This window comes from Streptomyces sp. NPDC037100 (assembly GCF_055606225.1).
Genome location: NZ_JBVJSX010000005.1, coordinates 256,996 through 279,116 on the forward strand (window position 1 = coordinate 256,996; position 22,121 = coordinate 279,116).

The following is a 22,121-nucleotide window of genomic DNA, read 5'->3' on the forward strand; positions in this document are numbered from 1 at the left end:
GGCGAAGCCGTCAGCGACGCCCGTCCTTCGGATCGGCCAGACCGGCCCGACGCAACGCGTCGGCCATCGCACTGTTGGCCGGCGGCGGAGCCTGACGCTGCCCCCCGCGGCCGCCGCCCTGGCCCCCACGGCCCCCGCCCTGCCGCTGCTGCGGCGGACGCCCGCCGCGCTGCCGGCGCTCACCCGGGCCGCCGCCCTGCCGTCCCTGCTGGGCCGCCTCGTCCTCCAGACGCAGCGTCAGCGAGATCCGCTTGCGCGGGATGTCGACGTCGAGCACCTTCACCTTGACGATGTCACCGGGCTTCACCACGTCCCGCGGGTCCTTCACGAACGTCTTCGACATGGCGGAGACGTGCACCAGGCCGTCCTGGTGGACACCGACGTCGACGAACGCCCCGAACGCGGCGACGTTCGTCACGACGCCCTCCAGGATCATCCCGGAGGACAGGTCGGAGATCTTCTCCACGCCCTCCTTGAAGGCGGCCGTCCTGAAGGCCGGGCGCGGGTCGCGACCGGGCTTCTCCAGCTCCTTCAGGATGTCGGTGACGGTGGGCAGACCGAACTTCTCGTCCACGAAGTCCTGCGGCTTCAGCGAGCGCAGCACGCCGGTGTTGCCGACCAGCGAGGCGACCTCCTGCCCGGCGGTCTTCACCATGCGCCGGACCACCGGGTACGCCTCCGGGTGCACGCTCGACGCGTCCAGCGGGTCGTCACCGCCGCGGATCCGCAGGAAGCCCGCGCACTGCTCGTACGCCTTCGGGCCGAGCCGCGCCACCTTCTTCAGTTCGCCGCGGGCCTTGAAGGGCCCGTTCTGGTCCCGGTGCGCCACGATGTTCTCGGCGAGCCCGGAGGTGATGCCGGAGACCCGGGCGAGCAGCGGGGCCGACGCCGTGTTGACGTCCACGCCCACGCCGTTCACACAGTCCTCCACCACCGCGTCCAGCGAACGCGACAGCTTCACCTCGGACAGGTCGTGCTGGTACTGGCCGACGCCGATCGACTTCGGGTCGATCTTCACCAGTTCGGCCAGCGGGTCCTGGAGCCGGCGGGCGATCGACACGGCGCCGCGCAGCGACACGTCCATGTCGGGCAACTCCTGCGAGGCGAAGGCGGACGCCGAGTACACGGACGCGCCGGCCTCGGACACCATCACCTTCGTCAGGTTCAGCTCAGGGTGCCTGGTGATCAGTTCCCCGGCGAGCTTGTCGGTCTCGCGGGACGCCGTGCCGTTGCCGATGGCGACCAGCTCGACCGCGTGCTCCTTCGCGAGCCGGGCCAGCTTGGCGATGGCCTCGTCCCACCGGTTGGCCGGGACGTGGGGGTGGATGACGTCCGTGGCGACGACCTTGCCGGTGGCGTCGACGACGGCGACCTTCACACCCGTACGGAAACCGGGGTCGAGGCCGAGCGTCGCGCGGGTGCCCGCCGGGGCGGCGAGCAGCAGGTCGCGCAGGTTCGCGGCGAAGACCCGCACCGCCTCGTCCTCGGCGGCCGTGCGCAGCCGCAGCCGGAGGTCGATGCCGAGATGGACCAGGATGCGGGTGCGCCACGCCCAGCGGACCGTGTCCTTCAGCCACTTGTCCCCGGGGCGGCCCCGGTCGGCGATCCCGAACTTGTGGGCGACGATGCCCTCGTACGAGGAGGGCCCGTCCGTCTGCTCCTCGGGCTCCAGGACGAGGTCGAGGACCTCCTCCTTCTCCCCGCGCAGCATCGCGAGGACGCGGTGCGAGGGCAGCTCGGTGAACGGCTCGGCGAAGTCGAAGTAGTCGGCGAACTTCGCGCCCGCCTCCTCCTTGCCCTCCCGCACCTTGGCGGCGAGCCGCCCGCGCACCCACATGCGCTCGCGCAGTTCGCCGATCAGGTCGGCGTCCTCCGAGAACCGCTCGGTGAGGATCGCCCGGGCGCCGTCGAGGGCTGCCTGGGGGTCTGCCACGCCCTTGTCGGCGTCGACGAACGCGGCGGCCGCGGCGAGGGGATCCACGGCGGGATCGCCGAGAAGCCCCTCCGCCAGCGGCTCGAGTCCGGCCTCGCGCGCGATCTGCGCCTTGGTGCGCCGCTTGGGCTTGTACGGGAGATAGATGTCCTCCAGGCGCGCCTTCGTCTCGGCGCCCCGGATGCTCGCCTCCAGCTCCTCGGTGAGCTTGCCCTGCTCGCGCACCGACTCCAGGATCGCCGCCCGCCGCTCCTCCAGCTCCCGCAGATAGCGCAGTCGCTCCTCGACGGTGCGCAGTTGCGCGTCGTCGAGCATCTCGGTCGCTTCCTTGCGGTAGCGGGCGATGAAGGGCACCGTAGAACCGCCGTCGAGCAGTTCCACGGCGGCCCTGACCTGCCGCTCCCGTACGCCGAGCTCCTCGGCGATCCTGCCTTCGATGGACACTGCGTTGATGGACCCGTTGGACCCGGGTGTCGTCACGATCCCGTACCGCCTTCTCCGCTGAGGTTGCGCGGCAATTGTGGCAGGTGGCACCGGCACATGGGGATCAGGGCGGCACCCGGCAGGTCGGGGTCCGGATCAGGCCCTGCGGGTGGAGGACGAGGCCCCGCCGAACAGCCGGGCCAGTGCCCGGAAGGGCAGGGTCACGACGGTGGCGATGGCACCGCCGATCTGGCGCAGCACGTCTGCGATAGCACGGAACACGGAATTCCCCTTTCGTCACTCCCGGCCGCGCCGGCCGGTGGAGTGCGGGTACCTCGCAGACGCGTCACTATGCGTCACCTTTGCCGATCAGATCCGCCGGGAAGGCCCCCGCCCCCAGGGCCGCCTGCGCGAACACCCCGCCCAGCTCGGTCAGCCGGGCCACTCCCTCCGGGCCGAGATGCTCGTACGGGGCGCGGTCCAGTCGGTCCGTCTCCTCCTCGATCTCCCGGCGCAGGGCCACGCCCCGCTCGGTGAGGTCGCCGGAGGCCTCCAGCAGTCCGCGCCCCCGCAGCCGGTCCGTCGCCGCGTCCCATTCGTCCCGGCTCCAGCCCCGGGTGGCGCACACCCACTTCGGGGCCATGCCCTTGCCCGTCGCCGTGTGGGTCACCATCGCCTCCAGGCCGTCGAGACCCGCGGACATCAGGGCGGCCAGGTGCCCGTCACCGCGGTGCTCGCGCAGCAGGGTCGCCGCGTGCCAGTAGGCGAGATGCGGCTCCTCGGGGAAGGGGAGGTCGGCGTGTGCCGAGTACAGCGGCCGCGCCTCGCGCGAGCAGGCCTCGGCGGCGCGCAGCGCGAGCCGTGCGGCCTCGGCCATGTCCGCCGACGCCAGGGCCTCCTCGCCGAGCAGGCGGCGCAGTGTCGCGTCGACCGCACGCGTGCGTGCGGCCAGGACCTGTCCCGGGGTGGCGGTCTCCCACACCGCCGGCACGTACCGGGCCACGAGTTCGTACTTGTAGTTGTAGAAGGCGGCCGTCACGGCCCCGGCCCCGACCGGCCCGAAGGCGGCGGCCCGCACGGCGAAGGTCACGGCACGCGGATCGGTGACCCCGACTGCGCCCAGCTCGCGCCCGAGGTCGGGGGAGAAGTAGTGCGTCGCGTGCAGGGGGTTGAGCACGTTGTGGCAGCGTCGGCCGGCGCGCGGCTCCAGAGCGGCAGTCGTCATGCCCGGCAGGTTACCAACCGCTTGGTATGTGCTCCATGAGCAGGCGCCGCATGACAGGAAAGGTGGGGTACTCGTCCTTGCGGCCATGCGGCGCCCCCGCGAAGAATCGACGGCATGGCCCCCCGCACGGTTCTCGCCGTCCTCTTCGACGGCCTGCGGAGTCTCGATGTCACCGGACCCCTGGAGGTCTTCGCCGGCGCGGACCTGCTCTCCCCGGGCGCGTACCGGATCCGCACGGCCTCTGTCGACGGGGCGCCCGTGCGGACCACCAGCGGCCTGACGCTCGTCCCCGACGAGTCACTGGCCTGCGCGCCCGACCCGGACATCCTCCTGGTCCCCGGCGGCACCGGCAGCCTGCGGCCGGACCCGCGCCTGGTCGGCTGGGTGCGCGAGCGCGGACCGCGCGTCGAGCGCCTGGTCTCGGTGTGCACGGGTGCCGCCGTGCTCGCCGAGGCGGGTCTTCTGGACGGCCGCCGCGCCACGACCCACTGGGCCTACTGCGACCGGCTCGCCCGCGCCCACCCGGCCGTCGAGATCGACCCCGACCCCGTCTATGTACGCGACGGGCACATCGCCACCTCGGCCGGTGTCACCGCCGGCATCGATCTCGCCCTCGCCCTGGTCGAGGAGGACCTGGGCAGGGACGCCGCCCTCACCATCGCCCGCCACCTGGTGGTGTTCCTGCGCCGCCCCGGCAACCAGGCCCAGTTCAGCGCCCAGCTCGCGGCCCAGACCGCACAGCGCGAGCCCCTGCGGGACGTCCAGCGCTGGATCACCGACCACCCGGACGCGGACCTCTGCGTCGACACCCTCGCCGCCCGCGCCCGCCTCTCACCCCGCCACTTCGCCCGCGCCTTCCGCGCGGAGACCGGCATGACACCGGGCCGCTACGTGGACCGCGTCCGCCTCGAACACGCCCGGCGCCTGCTGGAGGACACCGCCGGCGGTGTCGAGGAGATCGCCCGCACCAGCGGCTACGGCACGCCCGAGGCCATGCGCCGAGCCTTCGTCAGGACGCTGGGAACGCCCCCGGCCGAATACCGCCGCCGCTTCCGCCCCGCGACCACGCCCTGAACACCCACGACATCCGCCGACGGAAGGAACTCCATGCAGATCGCCATCGTCCTCTACGACCGCTTCACCGCCCTCGACGCCGTCGGCCCCTACGAGACCCTCGGCCGGCTCCCGGACGCGGAGACCGTCTTCGTCGCCGAGGAGTCCGGCCCCGTGCGGAACGACTCGGGGAACCTCGCGATCACCGCCGACCGCACCCTGGCCGACGTACCCCGCCCCGACATCATCGTGGTCCCCGGCGGCCCGGGCCCGCTCCCCCTCGCGGCGGACGGCCCCCTGCTCACCTGGCTGCGCACCGCCGACGCCACCAGCACCTGGACGACGTCCGTGTGCACCGGCTCCCTGCTGCTCGCCGCCGCCGGACTCCTGCGGGGCCGGCGCGCCACGTCCCACTGGCTGGCCCTGGAGGAACTGAAGCGCCACGGCGCCGAACCCACGGGGGAGCGGGTCGTCACCGACGGCAAGTACGTCACCGCGGCCGGCGTCTCCTCCGGCATCGACATGGGACTCACCCTGCTCGGCCGGATCGCGGGCGACGACCACGCGCAGCTCGTCCAGCTCGCCGCCGAGTACGACCCGCAGCCGCCCTACGACGCCGGTTCACCCGAGAAGGCCCCCGCGCACCTCGTCGAGCTGCTCCGGTCGCACCTCGACCTCACCCTGACGTAGGCACACCCCAGCCGAACCGCGGCTGCCTGCGCTCCAGGAACGCGGCGACACCCTCCGCGGTGTCGCCGCTCGCGCGCGCCTGCCCGGCCCAGTACTCGTCGCGGCCCGTACGCCCGTCCGCGAACTCCTTGGCCGCCGCCTGTGTCAGCTGTGAACGGGACGCCAGGATCCGGGTGAACTCGGCGACCCGCTTGCCGAGTTCGCCCTCCGGCAGCACCTCGTCCACCAGCCCGGTGCGCAGCGCCCGCTGCGCGTCGATCAACTCACCGGAGAACAGAAGGTACTTGGCGGTGGCCGGACCCACCAGGGACACCAGCCGCCGGGTCGAGGACGCCGGATACACGATGCCGAGCTTCGCGGGCGTCACACCGAACAGCGCCCCCTCCTCGGCGAACCGCAGATCACAGGCCGCCGCCAGCTGTGACCCGCCGCCCACGCAGTGGCCCCGGATCGCGGCCAGCGTCGGCTTCGGGAACGCGGCCAGTGCCTCCTCGGCCCGCACGGCCAGCCCCTGGGCGTCCTCGGGCGAGCCCCGCAGCGTCGAGATGTCGGCCCCGGCGCAGAAGGTGCCGCCCTCACCGGTCAGCACCAGCGCCCGTACGGCGGGGTCCTCCGCCAGCTCCTCCAGCAGGGTGGGAAGGGAGCGCCACATCGCGGCCGTCATGGCGTTGCGCTTCTCGGGATGACGTATGACGACCGTCGCGACCGAGTCGGTCACGCGGTGCTGCAGCTGCGGCTCCATGCGCCGGATGCTATCCGGATGCCAAACCCGTACAACCCGAATAGTTCGCCGAGACGGCACAACAGGGACAGGACCAGTCCCACAACTGACCGTGTCATACGCCAACGGTCAGAAGCGCTCGATACCTGCTGACTTCTGTTCAGTCCCGGGGTGCGAGGCGCATCGTTACCAACACTCGGGGTGTGGCGACAATCGAGCGCGAGGGTGGCGACCGGACTATGGACGACGACGGGCGCGGGTTCGGCCCACGCCCAGAGGGCGGCGCGGCGCCCCTCGGCCCGGGGCCCGCGGATCCGCTGCCGTACGAAGGGGTCTGGAGGTTCACCGCACCGGCGGTCGACGCCTCGGTCCCCCAGGCACGGCACGCCGTGCGGGACCTGCTGCTGCGTCAGGGGGTGCCGGTCTCGGACGACCTGGCCCAGGGGCTGCTGCTGATCGTCTCGGAGCTGGTGACGAACGCGGTGAAGCACGCGGCCGTGCTGTCACCGACGATCGCCGTCGAGCTGGCCGTCGGCGCCGAGTGGCTCCGGGTGTCCGTGGAGGACAACCACCCGTACCGGCCCACCGCCCTGGAGACCGACCACGGCCGGACCGGGGGGCGCGGACTGCTCCTGGTGCGCGAGATCACCCGGGAGGCGGGCGGCGTGTGCGAGGTCGAGTACACCGCGAGCGGCGGCAAGGTGATCTGGGCCGCCCTGCCGCTCAAACCCGCACGCTTCGCCTGAGCCCCGTCCCACCGGGGCCCGTGTCACCAGCCGGCCGACGGCCCCGTCAGCTCCCTGATCGCCGGCCGGGCCGCGTCCAGGACGGTCATGAACCAGGACGAGAAGGCGCCCTTGGCGTGCCGCTCGGCCAGCTCCGGCGGGGTCACGAACACCGTCGACGCCACCTCCTCCGGGTCCGGCCGCACCACGGCCTGCACCATGCCGACGAAGAGGTGGTTGTACTCCTGCTCCACCAGGCCGGACTCCGGGTCCGGGTGGTTGTAGCGGACCGTGCCCGCCTCGGCCAGCAGGGACGGGGACGCGCCGAGCTCCTCGAACGTGCGCCGCGCCGCCGCCGCGAAGGGCGCCTCGCCGGGGTAGGGGTGGCCGCAGCAGGTGTTGGACCAGACCCCGGGGGAGTGGTACTTGCCCAGCGCGCGCTGCTGGAGGAGCAACCGGCCGTACTCGTCGAACAGGAACACCGAGAACGCCCGGTGCAGCTGTCCGGGCGGCTGGTGGGCGGCGAGCTTCTCCGCGGTGCCGATCGTCACGCCGTCCTCGTCGACCAGTTCCAGCAAAATCGCGTCTGCGGTGCCGTTCGACGGGTTGTGCGTCGCGGTGGCAGGTGTGATCGGCATACCCATCCTTCACATCGGTCTTCGCGCCCCAAGTCTGCCGTACGAATCCGGCACTCCCGGCACTTCGCGGCACGCCCGCATGTCCCGCGCGGCGGCGCGGACCACGGCCGGCACCGGTCGGACGCCGGGAAAGCCGGGAAGCCGGGAAAGGGGACCCGGTGATGATCGTGCCCGGCCGGGCGGGCGGAAATTCGTCCCGGCCGGGGGAGTGGGGCTCAGGGCGCGGACGCGGGGCGGAGGGGTGCGTTCTCCGGCGCACACGCAGCGAAGTGCGCCCCATCTGCTTCCACCTGCCCCGCCTGACTCACGCCTCCGGAACCATCGCGTCAGTGGCAGAGCCGTGCCTCGTGTTCCGCGTGCCCGCTCGGTTCCAGCTGGAAGGTGCAGTGCTCCACGTCGAAGTGGTCGCCGAGGCAGCCCTGGAGCTCGTGGAGCATCTTCTCGTGCCCTATCGCGTTCAGGGCCTCCGAGCTGACGACGACGTGCGCCGACAGCACCGGCATACCGGAGGTGATCGTCCAGGCGTGCAGGTCGTGGACGTCCTCCACACCGTCCGTGGCGAGGATGTGCGACCGCACCTCCGCCATGTCGACGCCCTTGGGGGCGGCCTCCAGCAGCACGGACAGCGTCTCGCTCAGCAGCTTCCACGTCCGGGGCGCGATCATCAGCGCGATGACGAGCGAGGCGATCGGGTCGGCGGCCTGCCAGCCCGTGAGCATGATCACCACGGACGAGACGATCACCGTGACCGAGCCCAGGGCGTCGGCCGCCACCTCCAGGAACGCGCCGCGCACGTTCAGGCTCTCCTTCTGCCCGCGCATGAGCAGCGACAGCGACACGAGGTTCGCCACCAGGCCGATCGCACCGAACAGCAGCGCCAGCCGGCCCTCGGTCTCCGCCGGCGTGATGAAACGCTGGACCGACTCGTACACGACGTACCCGCCGGCCCCGAGCAGCAGCAGACAGTTGGCCAGGGCGGCGAGGATCTCGGCCCGGGCGTAGCCGAAGGTGGCCCGCTCGCTCGGCGGCCGGTTCGCGAAGTGGATCGCGAGCAGCGCCATGCCGAGGCCCAGGGCGTCCGTCGCCATGTGCGCGGAGTCCGCGACGAGCGCCAGGGAGTCGGCCAGGGCACCGCCGACGATCTGCACGACCACGATGCCGAGCGTGATCGCCAGCGCGACGCGCAGTCTGCCGCGGTACGCCGAGGTCGCCGTACCGCCGGCCCTCGCGCCGTGCGCGTGCCCGTGATCGTGCCCAGCCCCCATGAGAAGTCAGCCTCCCGGTATCCGCCTGATCGTGCTCGGGGACCCCAGTGAACTACGGGGAGGGGGTATGTGCAAAGCGGCATTGAACACCGTTGTCATGTGCCCTGACCTGCGGAAACGATGCGCAGGTCAGGGCGCCGCGGGGGTCGGGAGCCGTGGTGCAGCTGCCAGCCCCGCCAGGCCGACTCGGTCATCTCGCGCACCCCTCGCCGGGCGGTCCAGCCGAGCTCGGCGGCCGCCCGGGCGGCCGAGGCCACCGCGCGGGGGGCGTCTCCGGGGCGGCGCTCCTCGACGACCGGAGGCCGGCGGTCGCCGGTGACCTCGCCGATGACCGTGACGAGTTCGCGGACCGAGACCCCCTCGCCGCGGCCGATGTTGACCGTCAGATCACCCTTGCCGCCGCCACCGGCCAGTCGCCGGGCCGCCGCCAGATGGGCCTCGGCGAGGTCGGCGACGTGAATGTAGTCACGGATGCAGGTGCCGTCCGGGGTCGCGTAGTCGTCGCCGAAGATCCGGGGCGCCTCGTCGCGCGTCAGCCGGTCGAAGACCATCGGGACGATGTTGAAGACGCCCGTGTCCGCCAGCTCCGGCGCGGCGGCGCCCGCCACGTTGAAATAGCGCAGACATACGGTGGAGATCCCGTGCGCCCTTCCCGCCGCCCGCACCAGCCACTCCCCGGCCAGCTTGGTCTCGCCGTACGGGTTCACCGGCGCGCAGGGGGTGTCCTCCGTGATGAGGTCCACACCCGGGTCGCCGTACACGGCGGCCGACGAGGAGAACACGAAGCGCTCGATCCCGGCCTCGGCGACCGCGTCCAGCAGGGTCACCAGACCGCCGACGTTCTCCCGGTAGTAGCGCGTCGGCTGCGCGACGGACTCGGCGACCTGCTTGCGCGCCGCGAGATGCACCACACCCGTCACGCCGTGCTCGGCCAGGATCCGCTTCAGCAGTTCCCCGTCCAGCGAGGAGCCCCGCACGAGGGGGACCTCGGCGGGGAGCCGCGCGGGCACCCCGGCCGACAGATCGTCCAGGGCGAGAACGCGTTCCCCGGCCTCGGTCATGGCCCTGGCCACATGTGCTCCGATATAGCCGGCACCGCCGGTGATCAGCCACGTCATGGTCGCCCACCCTATGCGGCCACGGCGGCCGCTCCCGCAATGTCCTCGATGTCCGCATAGGGGGCGCGGTTTGTGGGCCGGGCCCCGGATCCACGATGATGATCGCGGCAAAGGCTCGTGCGAACCGCGTCGATCCATCCGTCGAACAGGCGGTGAACGTGGCCCTCCCGGCATCCGATAGCCTCTGCCGACACGCCGCCCGGGAGCCACCGGAGAAGGCGCCCCCATCATGTACGTCACCGGCGCGGACGCGTCGGCACCCAGGGAGTGAATTCGGTTGTCGACCGCCATCCTCACCGGCCAGCCGGTCCCCGGATCGTCGATCGAGGCCGACCTGCGGTCCCTCGGGTTCGACCTCCGGACCGCGGCCGACGCCGCCGAGGCCGAGACCCTCCTCGCCGAGGTGCCCGGCGACGAACGGGTCGCCCTGGTCGACGCCCGCTTCGTGGGCCACGTGCACGCGCTGCGCCTCGGCCTCACCGACCCCCGCTTCCCGCTCGCCGCGATCCCCGGCGCCGTCACCGCACAGCCCGCCGGCCGCCAGGCGCTGACCCGGGCGATGGCCCGCGAGAACTCCGCCGGCGGCGGCACCACGCTGGTCGGCAGCAGCCTCGCCGACCGCATCCTCGACGCACTCGACGCCGACGGCACCGCCGTGCACCGCCCCGAGCTGGGCAGCCTCGTCGCCGCCGTCCCCGCCGACCCGCAGGCCCGCAACGAGGCCCGGCAGGCGGTGACGGACGTCGACGACGAGGCCGTACGCCTGAAGTCGGCCGTGAAGTCCCGCGACGGCTTCTTCACCACCTACTGCATCAGCCCGTACTCCCGGTACATCGCCCGCTGGTGCGCCCGCCGCGGCCTGACCCCGAACCAGGTCACCACCGCCTCGCTGATCACCGCCCTCATAGCGGCGGCCTGCGCGGCCACCGGCACCCGCGGCGGCTTCGTCGCGGCCGGCGTCCTGCTGATCGCGTCCTTCGTGCTGGACTGCACCGACGGACAGCTCGCCCGCTACTCCCTGCAGTACTCCACGCTCGGGGCCTGGCTGGACGCCACCTTCGACCGGGCCAAGGAGTACGCCTACTACGCGGGCCTCGCGCTCGGAGCCGCCCGCGGCGGCGACGACGTCTGGGCGCTGGCCCTCGGCGCCATGGTCCTGCAGACCTGCCGGCACGTCGTGGACTTCTCCTTCAACGAGGCCAACCACGACGCCACCGCCAACACCAGCCCCACCGCCGCCCTCTCCGACAAGCTCGACAGCGTCGGCTGGACGGTCTGGGTCCGCCGCATGATCGTCCTGCCCATCGGCGAGCGCTGGGCGATGATCGCGGTGCTGACGGCGCTCACCACGCCCCGCATCACCTTCTACGCGCTGCTCATCGGCTGCGCCTTCGCCGCGACGTACACCACCGCCGGGCGGGTGCTGCGCTCCCTGACCCGCAAGGCCAGGCGGACCGACCGGGCGGCCGCCGCCCTGGCCGACCTCGCCGACAGCGGCCCCCTCGCACAGGGCTTCGCCGAGGCGCTCAAGAAGCCCGCCCGCAAGCTGCCGGGCATCACCGTCCCGGCCGTCGCCCTGCTCGGCGCTCTCGCCGTCGTCCTCACCGCGGCGCTGACGGACTTCGGCGGCCCCTGGCCGGTCGTCGCGGCCCTCGGCTACGCCCTGACCTCGGGCCTCGCCGTCGCCCGCCCCCTCAAGGGCGCCCTCGACTGGCTGGTCCCCCCGATCTTCCGCGCCGCCGAGTACGGCACCGTCCTGGTCCTGGCGGCCAAGGCGGACGTGAACGGGGCCCTCCCCGCGGCCTTCGGGCTGGTGGCCGCGGTCGCCTACCATCACTACGACACCGTCTACCGCATCCGCGGCGACGCCGGAGCGCCTCCCGCCTGGCTGGTGCGCTCCATCGGGGGGCACGAAGGACGGACGCTGCTCGTCACCGTCCTCGCCGCGCTGCTCACCGCCTCGCAGTTCACGGTCGCGCTCACGGCACTGGCCGTGGCCGTGGCCCTGGTGGTGCTCGTCGAGAGCATCCGCTTCTGGGTCGGCGCCCACCAGGGCGGCGCACCCGCCGTACACGATGAAGGAGAAACCGCATGATCGGCCTCGTGCTCGCGGCCGGCGCCGGCCGGCGTCTGCGCCCCTACACCGACAGCCTCCCCAAGGCGCTGGTGCCGGTGGGCCCCGAGGGCATAGAAGGCGAACCCACGGTCCTCGACCTGACCCTCGGCAACTTCGCCGAGATCGGTCTCACCGAGGTCGCGATCATCGTCGGCTACCGCAAGGAGGCCGTGTACGCGCGCAAGGAAGCCCTGGAGCAGAAGTACGGCCTCAAGCTCACCCTCATCGACAACGACAAGGCCGAGGAGTGGAACAACGCCTACTCCCTGTGGTGCGGGCGTGACGCCCTCAAGGACGGGGTGATCCTCGCCAACGGCGACACCGTCCACCCGGTCTCCGTCGAGAAGACGCTGCTCGCCGCCCGCGGCGACGGCAAGAAGATCATCCTCGCCCTCGACACGGTCAAGCAGCTCGCGGACGAGGAGATGAAGGTCGTCGTCGACCCCGCCAAGGGCATGACGAAGATCACCAAGCTGATGGACCCCGCCGAGGCCACCGGCGAGTACATCGGCGTCACCCTCATCGAGGGCGACGCCGCCCCCGAGCTGGCCGACGCGCTCAAGGCCGTGTGGGAGACCGACCCGCAGCAGTTCTACGAGCACGGCTACCAGGAGCTGGTCAACCGCGGCTTCCGTATCGACGTGGCGCCGATCGGCGACGTCAGATGGGTGGAGATCGACAACCACGACGATCTCGCCCGGGGACGGGAGATCGCGTGCCAGTACTGACCCGGCTCATCCCCTCCCCGCTCGTCGTCGACATCCGCCCGGGTGCCCTCGACGACCTGGCGTGCGTCCTCGCCGACGAGCGCATCTCGCACTCCGGCCGCCTGGCCGTCGCCGTCAGCGGCGGCTCCGGCGCCAAGCTGCGTGAGCGCATCTCGCCGAGCATGCCGGGCGCCACCTGGTACGAGGTCGGCGGCGGCACCCTCGACGACGCGGTCCGGCTGGCCGGTGACATAAAGGCCGGCCACTTCGACGCGGTCGTCGGCCTCGGCGGCGGCAAGATCATCGACTGCGCCAAGTTCGCCGCGGCACGCGTCGGCCTGCCTCTGGTCGCCGTGCCGACGAACCTCGCGCACGACGGCCTGTGCTCGCCGGTCGCCACCCTCGACAACGACGCGGGCCGCGGCTCCTACGGTGTGCCGAACCCGATCGCGGTCGTCATCGACCTGGACGTCATCCGCGAGGCCCCGGTGCGATTCGTGCGCGCCGGCATCGGTGACGCGATCTCCAACATCAACGCGATCGCCGACTGGGAACTGGCGGGCCGCGTCAAGGGCGAGAAGATCGACGGACTCGCCGCCGCCATGGCCCGCCAGGCAGGCGAGGCGGTGCTCCGGCACCCGGCCGGGATCGGCGACAACGGCTTCCTCCAGGTACTCGCCGAGGCGCTCGTCCTCACCGGCGTCGCGATGTCGATCTCGGGCGACTCGCGGCCGGCCTCAGGGTCGTGCCACGAGATCAACCACGCCTTCGACCTGCTGTTCCCCAAACGCGCCGCTTCCCACGGCGAGCAGTGCGGGCTCGGCGCGGCCTTCGCCATGTGGCTGCGCGGGGCGCACGAGGAATCGGCGTACATGGCCGAGGTCCTGCGCCGCCACGGCCTGCCCGTACTGCCGGACGAGATCGGCTTCTCGACGGACGAGTTCGTCAAGGCCGTCGAGTTCGCCCCGGAGACCCGGCCCGGCCGCTACACCATCCTCGAACACCTCGACCTGAACACCGAACAGATCAAGGACATCTACGCCGACTATGTCAAGGCCATCGGTAGCTGAACTACGCCCCGTCGTTCACCCCGCAGGGGTGAAGGACCGGCGCAGCGGTGAGCACTGGATGGGACGCCTCTACATGCGTGAGGTGTCCCTGCGGGTCGACCGCTACCTGGTGAACACCAGGGTCACACCCAACCAGCTCACGTACCTGATGACCGTCTTCGGAGTGCTCGCGGCCCCGGCACTGCTCGTGCCGGGGATCGCGGGCGCCGTGCTCGGTGTGGTGTGCGTCCAGATGTATCTGCTGCTGGACTGCGTCGACGGCGAGATCGCGCGCTGGAAGAAGCAGTACTCGCTCAACGGGGTCTACCTGGACCGCGTCGGCGCCTATCTGACCGACGCCGCCGTGCTCGTCGGCTTCGGCCTGCGCGCCGCCGACCTGTGGGGCAGTGGCCGCATCGACTGGCTGTGGGCCTTCCTCGGCACCCTGGCCGCCCTCGGCGCCATCCTGATCAAGGCCGAGACCGACCTCGTCGGCGTCGCCCGGCACCAGGCCGGCAAGCCCCCGGTGAAGGAGGCCGCCGCCGAGATGCGCTCCTCCGGCATGGCGCTGGCCCGCAAGGCCGCCGCCGCCCTGAACTTCCACCGGCTGATCCTCGGCATCGAGGCGTCCCTGCTGATCCTCGTGCTGGCGATCGTCGACCAGGTCCGCGGCGACCTGTTCTTCTCCCGGCTCGGCGTCGCGGTGCTGGCCGGCATCGCGCTGCTGCAGACCCTGCTGCACCTCGTGTCCATCCTCGCCTCGAGCAGGCTGAAGTGAGCGGCATGAAGGTCGGCGCCGTCATCATCACCATGGGCAACCGGCCCGAGGAGCTGCGCGCCCTGCTCGACTCCGTCGCCAAGCAGGACGGCGACCCGGTCGAGGTGGTCGTCGTCGGCAACGGCTCGCCCGTCCCCGACGTCCCCGAAGGCGTCCGCACCATCGAGCTGCCCGAGAACCTCGGCATCCCCGGTGGCCGCAACGTCGGCATCGAGGCCTTCGGCCCCTCCGGCCGGGACGTCGACGTCCTGCTGTTCCTCGACGACGACGGACTGCTCGCGAGCCACGACACCGCCGAACTGTGCCGCAAGGCGTTCGAGGCCGACCCGAAGCTCGGCATCGTGAGTTTTCGCATAGCCGACCCCGAGACCGGCGCCACCCAGCGCCGCCACGTCCCCCGGCTGCGCGCCGCCGACCCGATGCGCTCCTCGCGCGTGACCACCTTCCTCGGCGGCGCCAATGCCGTGCGCACCCGCGTCTTCGCCGACGTCGGCGGACTCCCGGACGAGTTCTTCTACGCCCACGAGGAAACCGACCTGGCATGGCGGGCCCTCGACGCGGGCTGGATGATCGACTACCGGTCCGACATGGTGCTGTACCACCCGACGACCGCACCCTCGCGGCACGCGGTCTACCACCGCATGGTCGCCCGCAACCGCGTCTGGCTGGCCCGCCGCAACCTCCCCGCGCCGCTCGTCCCGGTCTACCTCGGCGTGTGGCTGCTGCTCACTCTCCTGCGCCGTCCCTCCCGCAGTGCGCTGCGGGCCTGGTTCGGCGGATTCCGCGAGGGCTGGACCAGCTCGTGCGGGCCCCGCCGGCCCATGAAGTGGCGTACGGTGTGGCGGCTGACCCGGCTGGGCCGGCCTCCCGTCATCTGACAAGCTCGTATCCGGGTACGGCCCGGGAGCCCCCGGGCCGTACCCTGGCCCCGGTTCATGCCAGGCCGGCACAGGCCGAGCATCTCGAAGACGAAAGTTTCCACTAGTGAGTGAGACAACGCACGACGCCACGGTCGCGGTGAGCGCGCCCGCGGCGCCCGACGAGGGCCTCACGGCGGGGGAACTCGCCGCCAAGCACGGGCTGACCGTGAGCGGCGCCCGTCCGTCCCTCATCGAGTACGTCCGTCAGCTCTGGGACCGGCGGCACTTCATCCTCGCCTTCTCCCGGGCGAAGCTGACCGCCCAGTACAGCCAGGCCAAGCTCGGCCAGCTGTGGCAGGTGGCCACGCCGCTGCTGAACGCGGCCGTGTACTTCTTCATCTTCGGCCTGCTGCTGGAGGCCGACCGGGGCATGTCCCGCGAGGTGTACATCCCGTTCCTCGTCACGGGCGTGTTCGTGTTCACCTTCACGCAGAGCTCGGTGATGGCGGGCGTGCGCGCGATCTCCGGCAACCTCGGCCTGGTGCGCGCCCTGCACTTCCCGCGGGCCTCGCTGCCGATCTCCTTCGCGCTGCAGCAGCTCCAGCAGCTGCTGTTCTCGATGATCGTGCTGTTCGCCATCGCGGTCGGCTTCGGTCACTACCCGGATCTGTCCTGGCTGCTGATCGTGCCGGTGCTGGTCCTTCAGTTCTGCTTCAACACCGGTCTCGCGCTGATCATGGCCCGGGCCGGGGCCAAGACCCCCGACCTCGCGCAGCTGATGCCGTTCGTGATGCGGACGTGGATGTACGCGTCCGGGGTGATGTTCTCCATCCCGATCTTCCTCGCCGACAAGCCGGCGTGGATCGCGAACGTCCTGCAGTGGAACCCCGCCGCGATCTACATGGACCTGATGCGCTTCGCGCTGATCGACGACTACGGCTCCCAGTACCTGCCCGACCACGTGTGGGCGGCCGCGGGCGGCTGGGCCGTGCTGTTCGCCCTCGGTGGTTTCGTGTACTTCTGGAAGGCGGAGGAGAGGTACGGCCGTGGCTGAGCAGAACCAGGACGCGCGGATCCCCACCGTCATCGCGGACGATCTGCACATCGTCTACCGCGTCAACGGTGCCAAGTCCGGCAAGGGCAGCGCCACCGCCGCCCTCAGCCGCATACTCAAGAGGGGCTCCGACGACGCGGAGCGCGGTGTGCGCAAGGTGCACGCCGTGCGCGGCGTCTCCTTCGTCGCCTACCGCGGCGAGGCCGTCGGCCTGATCGGCTCCAACGGTTCCGGCAAGTCGACCCTGCTGCGGGCTATCGCCGGACTGCTCCCCGCCGAGCAGGGCAAGGTCTACACCGACGGCCAGCCCTCGCTGCTGGGCGTCAACGCGGCCCTGATGAACGACCTCACCGGCGAACGCAACGTCATATTGGGCGGTCTCGCCATGGGCATGTCCCGTGAGCAGATCAAGGAGCGCTACCAGGACATCGTCGACTTCTCCGGCATCAACGAGAAGGGCGACTTCATCACCCTGCCCATGCGCACCTACTCCTCCGGCATGGCGGCCCGGCTCCGCTTCTCCATCGCGGCGGCCAAGGACCACGACGTCCTCATGATCGACGAGGCCCTGGCGACCGGCGACCGCAAGTTCCAGAAGCGCTCCGAGGACCGCATCCGGGAGCTGCGCAAGGAAGCCGGCACGGTGTTTCTGGTCAGCCACAACAACAAGTCCATCCGCGACACCTGCAACCGCGTCCTGTGGCTGGAACGCGGCGAGCTGCGCATGGACGGCCCCACCGACGAGGTGCTCAAGGAGTACGAGAAGTTCACGGGCAAGTAGCCCGCTTTCGGACAGGGCCCCGACGGAACTGTTCCGGCGGGGCCCCGCGTCTGCAAAGGAAACGTCAACTCCGGCCCATCTCAGGAACCTTGGGGCCAATCGGTGTGTTCTCGTGATGTGCCAGACACCCTGACGAACCGTGTCACGTTGTACAACGTAAGCTGTACCGGTCCCGAAACGCGGCAATCAGGGTGATAATGCGCGACACCGCCCGTCGGGCCGCCGTGCGGACGGCGGGGCGGCGTGTCCGAAATAGTGTGTATTGGGTCGGCAGTGTAGAACGGGAGATGTGACGGCGATGGCTACGGAAACTCCCCAGCTCCACGCAGCACGTGCCGTCCCCGCGCCGGGCAGCCGGCGGTGACGGGAACCGGCACGGCGCGCTCCCTCGATCCGGAGCGCGGCACGCTCGACAAGGCCGCCGGCGAGAACTTCCCGGTGGCCCCCTTCTTCCTGCCCCGGGCCTGGCGCACCGACCTCATGGCCGTCTACGGCTTCGCCCGTCTGGTCGACGACATCGGCGACGGCGACCTCGCCCCCGGCGGCGCCGACGCCCGGCTGCTCGGCGTCTCCCCCCAGGAAGCCGAGGACCGGCTGGTGCTGCTCGATGCCTTCGAGGCCGACCTGCGCAGGGTCTTCGACTCGACGCCGCGTCACCCCCTGCTGCGCCGCCTCCAGCCGACCGTGCGCCGCTGCTCCCTCACCCTGGGGCCGTTCCTCGGCCTGATCGCCGCCAACCGCCAGGACCAGCTGGTCGGCCGCTACGAGACCTACGACGACCTGCTCGCCTACTGCGAGCTGTCCGCCAACCCCGTCGGCCGTCTCGTCCTCTCCGTCACCGGCACCTCGACTCCCGAGCGGATCCGCCGCTCCGATATGATCTGCACGGCCCTCCAGATCGTCGAGCACCTCCAGGACGTCGCCGAGGACCTCGCCCGCGACCGGGTCTACCTGCCTGCGGCCGACATGAAACGCTTCCACGTCCAGCAAGCGGATCTCTCCACCGAATCCGCCGGTGCGTCGGTCCGTGCGTTGATTGCGTACGAAGCGCAAAGGGCCCGGGAACTGTTGAATGAAGGCGCCCCCCTGGTGGGTAGCGTCCACGGCAGGCTGAAGCTGCTGCTCGCAGGGTTCGTGGCGGGGGGAAGGGCGGCGCTCCACGCGATCGCCGCCGCCGAATACGACGTACTTCCCGGCCCGCCCAAGCCCGGCAAGGTCCGGTTGCTGCGTGAGGTGGGCGTGACTCTGCGAGGAGAGGGGTGATCCGGACCGTGGAGTCGGAACCACACACGTCCCCGCCGGTACTCGCCGCCTACAGCTACTGCGAGGCCGTCACCGGGCGGCAGGCCCGTAACTTCGCCTACGGCATCCGGCTGCTGCCGACGCCTCAGCGCCGGGCGATGTCGGCGCTCTACGCGTTCTCGCGGCGGGTCGACGACATCGGCGACGGCGCGCTCGCCGACGACGTCAAGGTGGCCAGGCTGGAGGAGACCCGGACGCTGCTGACCCGGATCCGCGAGGACGGGGTCGACGAGGACGACACCGACCCGGTCGCGGTCGCCCTCTCGCACGCCGCCGGGGCCTTCCCGATCCCGCTCGGCGGCCTGGACGAGCTCATCGACGGCGTCCTGATGGACGTCCGCGGCGAGACGTACGAGACCTGGGACGACCTGAAGGTCTACTGCCGCTGCGTCGCGGGCGCGATCGGGCGTCTCTCGCTCGGCGTGTTCGGCACGGAACCGGGGGCGCGCGGAGTGGACCGCGCGCCGGAGTATGCCGACACACTCGGCCTCGCGCTCCAGCTCACCAACATCCTCAGAGACGTCCGCGAGGACGCCGTGGGCGGGCGGACGTACCTGCCCGCCGACGATCTCGCCAAGTTCGGCTGTTCGGCCGGCTTCAGCGGGCCGCGGCCACCGGAGGGCTCCGACTTCGCGGGCCTCGTGCACTTCGAAGTGCGACGGGCCCGCGCTCTGTTCGCCGAGGGCTACCGTCTGCTCCCCATGCTCGACCGGCGCAGCGGCGCCTGCGTCGCCGCCATGGCCGGCATCTACCGCCGCCTCCTCGACCGCATCGAGCGCGACCCGCAGGCCGTGCTGCGCGGCCGGGTCTCCCTGCCCGGCCGGGAGAAGGCGTACGTCGCCGTGCGCGGCCTGTCCGGTCTCGACGCCCGGCACGTGACCCGGCGGACCGTCAGGAGGCGTGCGTGAGCGACACCGACGCCGCCGTCGGCGGAAAGCGGCGGGCAACCCTCCGGCCCGGGACCGCGTCCCTGACGGAGACGGCCGGTCGTGAACCGTTCGAGCAGCACGCCCCGGCCGCGGGGGAGGGTGCGCAATGACCCATGACACACGGTCCGGGGGCCCGGTCGCACAGGGGCGGCACGCCGTCGTGGTGGGCGGCGGGCTCGCCGGTGTCACCACGGCGCTCGCGCTCGCCGACGCCGGGGTGCGCGTCACGCTGCTGGAGGGCAGGCCGCGGCTCGGCGGGCTCGCCTTCTCCTTCCGGCGCGGCGATCTCATCGTCGACAACGGCCAGCACGTCTACCTGCGTTGCTGCACCGCCTACCGCTGGTTCCTCGACCGCATCGAGGGCGCGCCGCTGGCCCCGCTGCAGGACCGGCTCGACGTTCCCGTCCTGGACCTCGCCCGGCCCGAGGGGCGGCGGCTCGGCCGGCTGCGGCGGGACGCCCTGCCCGTGCCGCTGCACCTGGGGCGCAGCCTCGCCGCCTATCCGCACCTGTCGCTCGCCGACCGCGCCAAGGTGGGCCGGGCCGCGCTCGCGCTCAAGGGACTCGACCTCACCGACCCGGCGCTGGACACCCAGGACTTCGGCAGCTGGCTGGCCGCGCACGGCCAGTCGGCGCGTGCTGTGGAGGCCCTGTGGGACCTGGTCGGGGTCGCCACCCTCAACGCGGTCGCTTCCGACGCCTCGCTGGCGCTGGCCGCGATGGTGTTCAAGACCGGTCTGCTGTCCGACCCGGGCGCGGCCGACATCGGCTGGGCGCGGGTGCCGCTGGGCGACCTGCACGACCGGCTCGCCCGCAAGGCGCTCGACTCCGCGGGCGTGCGCACCGAGGTCCGTACCCGCGTCACCTCCGTCTCCGCCTACGGGAACGGGCAGTGGAGCGTCGAGGTCCCCGGCGAGACGCTGGAGGCCGACGCCGTCGTCCTCGCCGTACCGCAGCGTGAGGCGCACGACCTGCTGCCCGCGGGCGCCCTGGACGCGCCCGGACGGCTCCTGGAGATCGGCACCGCGCCCATTCTCAACGTCCACGTGGTCTACGACCGCAAGGTCCTCGGCCGGGCCTTCTTCACCGCCCTCGGCAGCCCCGTGCAGTGGGTCTTCGACCGGACCGAGGCGTCCGGGCTGCGCCAGGGCCAGTACCTCGCCGTGTCCCAGTCGGCAGCCCAGGACGAGATCGACGAACCCGTGGCCGTGCTGCGCGAGCGGTACCTGCCCGAGCTGGAGCGGCTGCTGCCGCTGACCCGCGGCGCCCACGTGAAGGACTTCTTCGTCACCCGGGAGCGCACCGCGACGTTCGCTCCCACCCCCGGCGTCGGGCGCCTCAGGCCCGGCGCCCGCACCAAGGCATCCGGCCTCTACCTGGCCGGAGCGTGGACCGCCACAGGGTGGCCCGCGACCATGGAGAGTGCGGTCCGCAGTGGTGTGAGCGCGGCGGACGCCGTGCTGGTCGCCCTGGGCCGGCCCCGCCCTCGCCACCTCTTCGACTTCGAGGAGGCGGCGTGATGCCGGCCCAGGCCGGCCCGGCGGGAGGCCCCCGCACCCCCGGTACCGCAACAAGAGGAGAGACTGTGCCCACTGTGCCCCCGGCCTCGAAGACTGCCGAGGCGGTGGACGTGACCGCGCTGCTGGAGCGCGGCCGGACCCTGGCCACACCGGTACTGCGGGCGGCCGTCGACCGCCTGGCACCTCCCATGGACACTGTTGCCGCCTACCACTTCGGCTGGATCGACGCCCAGGGCAGGCCCGCGGAGGGGGACGGCGGCAAGGCCGTGCGCCCCGCCCTCGCGGTGCTGTCCGCCGAGGTCATGTCGGCCGCCCCCGAGACCGGTGTCCCCGGCGCCGTCGCCGTGGAACTCGTCCACAACTTCTCCCTCCTCCACGACGACCTCATGGACGGCGACGAGCAGCGCCGTCACCGCGACACGGTGTGGAAGGTGCACGGCCCCGCCCAGGCCATCCTGGTCGGCGACGCCCTGTTCGCCCTGGCCAACGAGGTGCTCCTCGAACTCGGCACCGTCGAGGCCGGCCGCGCCACCCGCCGCCTGACCACCGCCACCCGCGCGTTGATCGACGGTCAGGCCCAGGACATCTCCTACGAGCACCGCGACCGCGTCAGCGTCGAGGAATGCCTGGAGATGGAGGGCAACAAGACCGGTGCCCTGCTCGCCTGCGCCAGCTCCATCGGCGCGGTCCTCGGCGGTGCCGACGACCGGACCGCCGACACCCTCGAGAAGTACGGCTACCACCTGGGCCTCGCCTTCCAGGCCGTGGACGACCTGCTCGGCATCTGGGGCGACCCGGTCTCCACCGGCAAGCAGACCTGGAGCGACCTGCGTCAGCGCAAGAAGTCCCTTCCGGTCGTGGCCGCGCTCGCGGCGGGCGGCTCCGCCTCGGAGCGGCTCGGTGAGATCCTCGCCGCCGACGCCAAGGCCAGCGATTTCGAGAACTTCTCCGAGGAGGAGTTCGCGGCCCGCGCCGCCCTCATCGAGGAGGCCGGCGGTCGCGAGTGGACCGCCGACGAGGCACGCCGTCAGCACACCATCGCCATCGAAGCCCTCGACGCCGTCGACATGCCCGACCGGGTGCGGGCACAGTTCACGGCCCTCGCGGACTTCGTCGTCGTACGAAAGAGATGATCACTATCGGCCGAATAGCCCTCGCGTAGTCGCCGGCCGGTGCCCGTGAGTGATCACGGAGCACCGGCCGACGGCGGACCCACAGCAGCTGCACACCTTGCA

The 22,121-nt window shown here is 71.9% G+C and carries 22 protein-coding genes; 15 read left to right on the plus strand and 7 right to left on the minus strand.

The features are described 5' to 3' along the window. Window positions 1-10: 10 nt before the first annotated feature. The 3 genes from ACZ7EG_RS18620 to ACZ7EG_RS18630 all read right to left on the minus strand — a co-directional run bounded on the left by ACZ7EG_RS18620 (window position 11) and on the right by ACZ7EG_RS18630 (window position 3,581). Complete coding sequence (locus ACZ7EG_RS18620) at window positions 11-2,413, minus strand: Tex family protein (protein ID WP_471079467.1); 2,403 nt, start codon at window positions 2,411-2,413, stop codon at window positions 11-13. A gap of 99 nt (window positions 2,414-2,512) precedes the next feature. After that, a complete protein-coding gene (locus tag ACZ7EG_RS18625) occupies window positions 2,513-2,638 on the minus strand; it encodes an LPFR motif small protein (RefSeq protein WP_267889763.1) in 126 nt (41 codons plus the stop codon). Between the two features lie 67 nt (window positions 2,639-2,705). Next, entirely contained in the window at window positions 2,706-3,581 is an 876-nt protein-coding gene (locus ACZ7EG_RS18630) for an SCO6745 family protein (protein WP_471079470.1), read from the minus strand. Window positions 3,582-3,695: 114 nt separating this feature from the next. On the opposite strand from ACZ7EG_RS18630, the gene ACZ7EG_RS18635 reads away from it, so the two are divergent. Both ACZ7EG_RS18635 and ACZ7EG_RS18640 read left to right on the plus strand, forming a co-directional pair. Next, window positions 3,696-4,655, plus strand: a complete 960-nt coding sequence (locus ACZ7EG_RS18635) for a GlxA family transcriptional regulator (RefSeq protein WP_471079473.1) — start codon at window positions 3,696-3,698, stop codon at window positions 4,653-4,655. A gap of 33 nt (window positions 4,656-4,688) precedes the next feature. Then, on the plus strand, window positions 4,689-5,324 hold the full coding sequence (locus ACZ7EG_RS18640) for a DJ-1/PfpI family protein (RefSeq protein WP_471079476.1): 636 nt from the start codon (window positions 4,689-4,691) through the stop codon (window positions 5,322-5,324). Here the strand turns inward: ACZ7EG_RS18640 and ACZ7EG_RS18645 are convergent. Beyond that, window positions 5,311-6,066, minus strand: coding sequence for an enoyl-CoA hydratase/isomerase family protein (locus ACZ7EG_RS18645; RefSeq protein ID WP_471079478.1), 756 nt, complete (start codon window positions 6,064-6,066; stop codon window positions 5,311-5,313). The two genes, ACZ7EG_RS18640 and ACZ7EG_RS18645, sit on opposite strands and share 14 nt — an antisense overlap. Before the next feature lie 218 nt (window positions 6,067-6,284). Here ACZ7EG_RS18645 and ACZ7EG_RS18650 point away from each other — a divergent pair, with 218 nt between their 5' ends. Further along, a complete protein-coding gene (locus ACZ7EG_RS18650; RefSeq protein WP_399766430.1) occupies window positions 6,285-6,791 on the plus strand; it encodes an ATP-binding protein in 507 nt (168 codons plus the stop codon). Between the two features lie 23 nt (window positions 6,792-6,814). Here the strand turns inward: ACZ7EG_RS18650 and idi are convergent, their stop codons facing one another. The 3 genes from idi to galE form a co-directional block, all read right to left on the minus strand. Then, a complete protein-coding gene (gene idi / locus ACZ7EG_RS18655) occupies window positions 6,815-7,408 on the minus strand; it encodes an isopentenyl-diphosphate Delta-isomerase (protein ID WP_471079480.1) in 594 nt (197 codons plus the stop codon). A 326-nt stretch (window positions 7,409-7,734) separates the two neighbouring features. Next, on the minus strand, window positions 7,735-8,673 hold the full coding sequence (locus tag ACZ7EG_RS18660) for a cation diffusion facilitator family transporter (protein WP_471079483.1): 939 nt from the start codon (window positions 8,671-8,673) through the stop codon (window positions 7,735-7,737). A gap of 95 nt (window positions 8,674-8,768) precedes the next feature. Next, on the minus strand, window positions 8,769-9,791 hold the full coding sequence (gene galE, locus ACZ7EG_RS18665) for a UDP-glucose 4-epimerase GalE (RefSeq protein ID WP_471079486.1): 1,023 nt from the start codon (window positions 9,789-9,791) through the stop codon (window positions 8,769-8,771). 277 nt (window positions 9,792-10,068) lie between these two features. Between galE and ACZ7EG_RS18670 the strand changes: the two genes are divergently transcribed. The 12 genes from ACZ7EG_RS18670 to ACZ7EG_RS18725 all read left to right on the plus strand — a co-directional run bounded on the left by ACZ7EG_RS18670 (window position 10,069) and on the right by ACZ7EG_RS18725 (window position 22,019). After that, entirely contained in the window at window positions 10,069-11,886 is a 1,818-nt protein-coding gene (locus ACZ7EG_RS18670; RefSeq protein ID WP_471079489.1) for a DUF5941 domain-containing protein, read from the plus strand. Continuing rightward, window positions 11,883-12,635, plus strand: coding sequence for a phosphocholine cytidylyltransferase family protein (locus ACZ7EG_RS18675; RefSeq protein ID WP_471079492.1), 753 nt, complete (start codon window positions 11,883-11,885; stop codon window positions 12,633-12,635). The genes ACZ7EG_RS18670 and ACZ7EG_RS18675 overlap by 4 nt, the downstream gene beginning before the upstream one ends. Further along, complete coding sequence (locus tag ACZ7EG_RS18680; protein ID WP_471079495.1) at window positions 12,623-13,684, plus strand: iron-containing alcohol dehydrogenase family protein; 1,062 nt, start codon at window positions 12,623-12,625, stop codon at window positions 13,682-13,684. Before ACZ7EG_RS18675 ends, ACZ7EG_RS18680 begins: the two co-directional genes overlap by 13 nt. Further along, entirely contained in the window at window positions 13,662-14,441 is a 780-nt protein-coding gene (locus ACZ7EG_RS18685) for a CDP-alcohol phosphatidyltransferase family protein (RefSeq protein WP_471079498.1), read from the plus strand. Before ACZ7EG_RS18680 ends, ACZ7EG_RS18685 begins: the two co-directional genes overlap by 23 nt. 5 nt (window positions 14,442-14,446) lie before the next feature. Then, window positions 14,447-15,319: a glycosyltransferase family 2 protein gene (locus ACZ7EG_RS18690; protein WP_471080391.1), complete on the plus strand. Its 873-nt coding sequence runs from the start codon at window positions 14,447-14,449 to the stop codon at window positions 15,317-15,319. A 106-nt stretch (window positions 15,320-15,425) separates the two neighbouring features. Beyond that, a complete protein-coding gene (locus ACZ7EG_RS18695) occupies window positions 15,426-16,355 on the plus strand; it encodes an ABC transporter permease (RefSeq protein ID WP_471079501.1) in 930 nt (309 codons plus the stop codon). After that, on the plus strand, window positions 16,348-17,136 hold the full coding sequence (locus ACZ7EG_RS18700) for an ABC transporter ATP-binding protein (RefSeq protein WP_471079504.1): 789 nt from the start codon (window positions 16,348-16,350) through the stop codon (window positions 17,134-17,136). Before ACZ7EG_RS18695 ends, ACZ7EG_RS18700 begins: the two co-directional genes overlap by 8 nt. Window positions 17,137-17,496: 360 nt before the next feature. Beyond that, window positions 17,497-18,399 (plus strand): squalene synthase HpnC, encoded by a 903-nt coding sequence (gene hpnC / locus ACZ7EG_RS18705; RefSeq protein WP_471079506.1) that lies wholly within the window; start codon window positions 17,497-17,499, stop codon window positions 18,397-18,399. Continuing rightward, window positions 18,396-19,346: a presqualene diphosphate synthase HpnD gene (hpnD, locus tag ACZ7EG_RS18710; protein WP_471079510.1), complete on the plus strand. Its 951-nt coding sequence runs from the start codon at window positions 18,396-18,398 to the stop codon at window positions 19,344-19,346. The genes hpnC and hpnD overlap by 4 nt, the downstream gene beginning before the upstream one ends. Next, complete coding sequence (locus tag ACZ7EG_RS18715; RefSeq protein ID WP_471079514.1) at window positions 19,343-19,477, plus strand: DUF6380 family protein; 135 nt, start codon at window positions 19,343-19,345, stop codon at window positions 19,475-19,477. Before hpnD ends, ACZ7EG_RS18715 begins: the two co-directional genes overlap by 4 nt. After that, window positions 19,474-20,886, plus strand: a complete 1,413-nt coding sequence (gene hpnE, locus ACZ7EG_RS18720; protein WP_471079517.1) for a hydroxysqualene dehydroxylase HpnE — start codon at window positions 19,474-19,476, stop codon at window positions 20,884-20,886. Before ACZ7EG_RS18715 ends, hpnE begins: the two co-directional genes overlap by 4 nt. A 65-nt stretch (window positions 20,887-20,951) precedes the next feature. Continuing rightward, window positions 20,952-22,019, plus strand: coding sequence for a polyprenyl synthetase family protein (locus tag ACZ7EG_RS18725; protein WP_471079520.1), 1,068 nt, complete (start codon window positions 20,952-20,954; stop codon window positions 22,017-22,019). Window positions 22,020-22,121: the final 102 nt, after the last annotated feature.

Bases quoted from the DNA above. Each gene is read 5' to 3' on its own strand.
- ACZ7EG_RS18630 (WP_471079470.1), bottom strand. From the start codon at position 3,581: ATGACGACTGCCGCTCTGGAGCCGCGCGCCGGCCGACGCTGCCACAAC.
- ACZ7EG_RS18635 (WP_471079473.1), top strand. From the start codon at position 3,696: ATGGCCCCCCGCACGGTTCTCGCCGTCCTCTTCGACGGCCTGCGGAGT.
- ACZ7EG_RS18640 (WP_471079476.1), top strand. From the start codon at position 4,689: ATGCAGATCGCCATCGTCCTCTACGACCGCTTCACCGCCCTCGACGCC.
- ACZ7EG_RS18645 (WP_471079478.1), bottom strand. From the start codon at position 6,066: ATGGAGCCGCAGCTGCAGCACCGCGTGACCGACTCGGTCGCGACGGTC.
- ACZ7EG_RS18650 (WP_399766430.1), top strand. From the start codon at position 6,285: ATGGACGACGACGGGCGCGGGTTCGGCCCACGCCCAGAGGGCGGCGCG.
- idi (WP_471079480.1), bottom strand. From the start codon at position 7,408: ATGCCGATCACACCTGCCACCGCGACGCACAACCCGTCGAACGGCACC.
- ACZ7EG_RS18660 (WP_471079483.1), bottom strand. From the start codon at position 8,673: ATGGGGGCTGGGCACGATCACGGGCACGCGCACGGCGCGAGGGCCGGC.
- galE (WP_471079486.1), bottom strand. From the start codon at position 9,791: ATGACGTGGCTGATCACCGGCGGTGCCGGCTATATCGGAGCACATGTG.
- ACZ7EG_RS18675 (WP_471079492.1), top strand. From the start codon at position 11,883: ATGATCGGCCTCGTGCTCGCGGCCGGCGCCGGCCGGCGTCTGCGCCCC.
- ACZ7EG_RS18685 (WP_471079498.1), top strand. From the start codon at position 13,662: ATGTCAAGGCCATCGGTAGCTGAACTACGCCCCGTCGTTCACCCCGCA.
- ACZ7EG_RS18690 (WP_471080391.1), top strand. From the start codon at position 14,447: ATGAAGGTCGGCGCCGTCATCATCACCATGGGCAACCGGCCCGAGGAG.
- hpnE (WP_471079517.1), top strand. From the start codon at position 19,474: ATGACCCATGACACACGGTCCGGGGGCCCGGTCGCACAGGGGCGGCAC.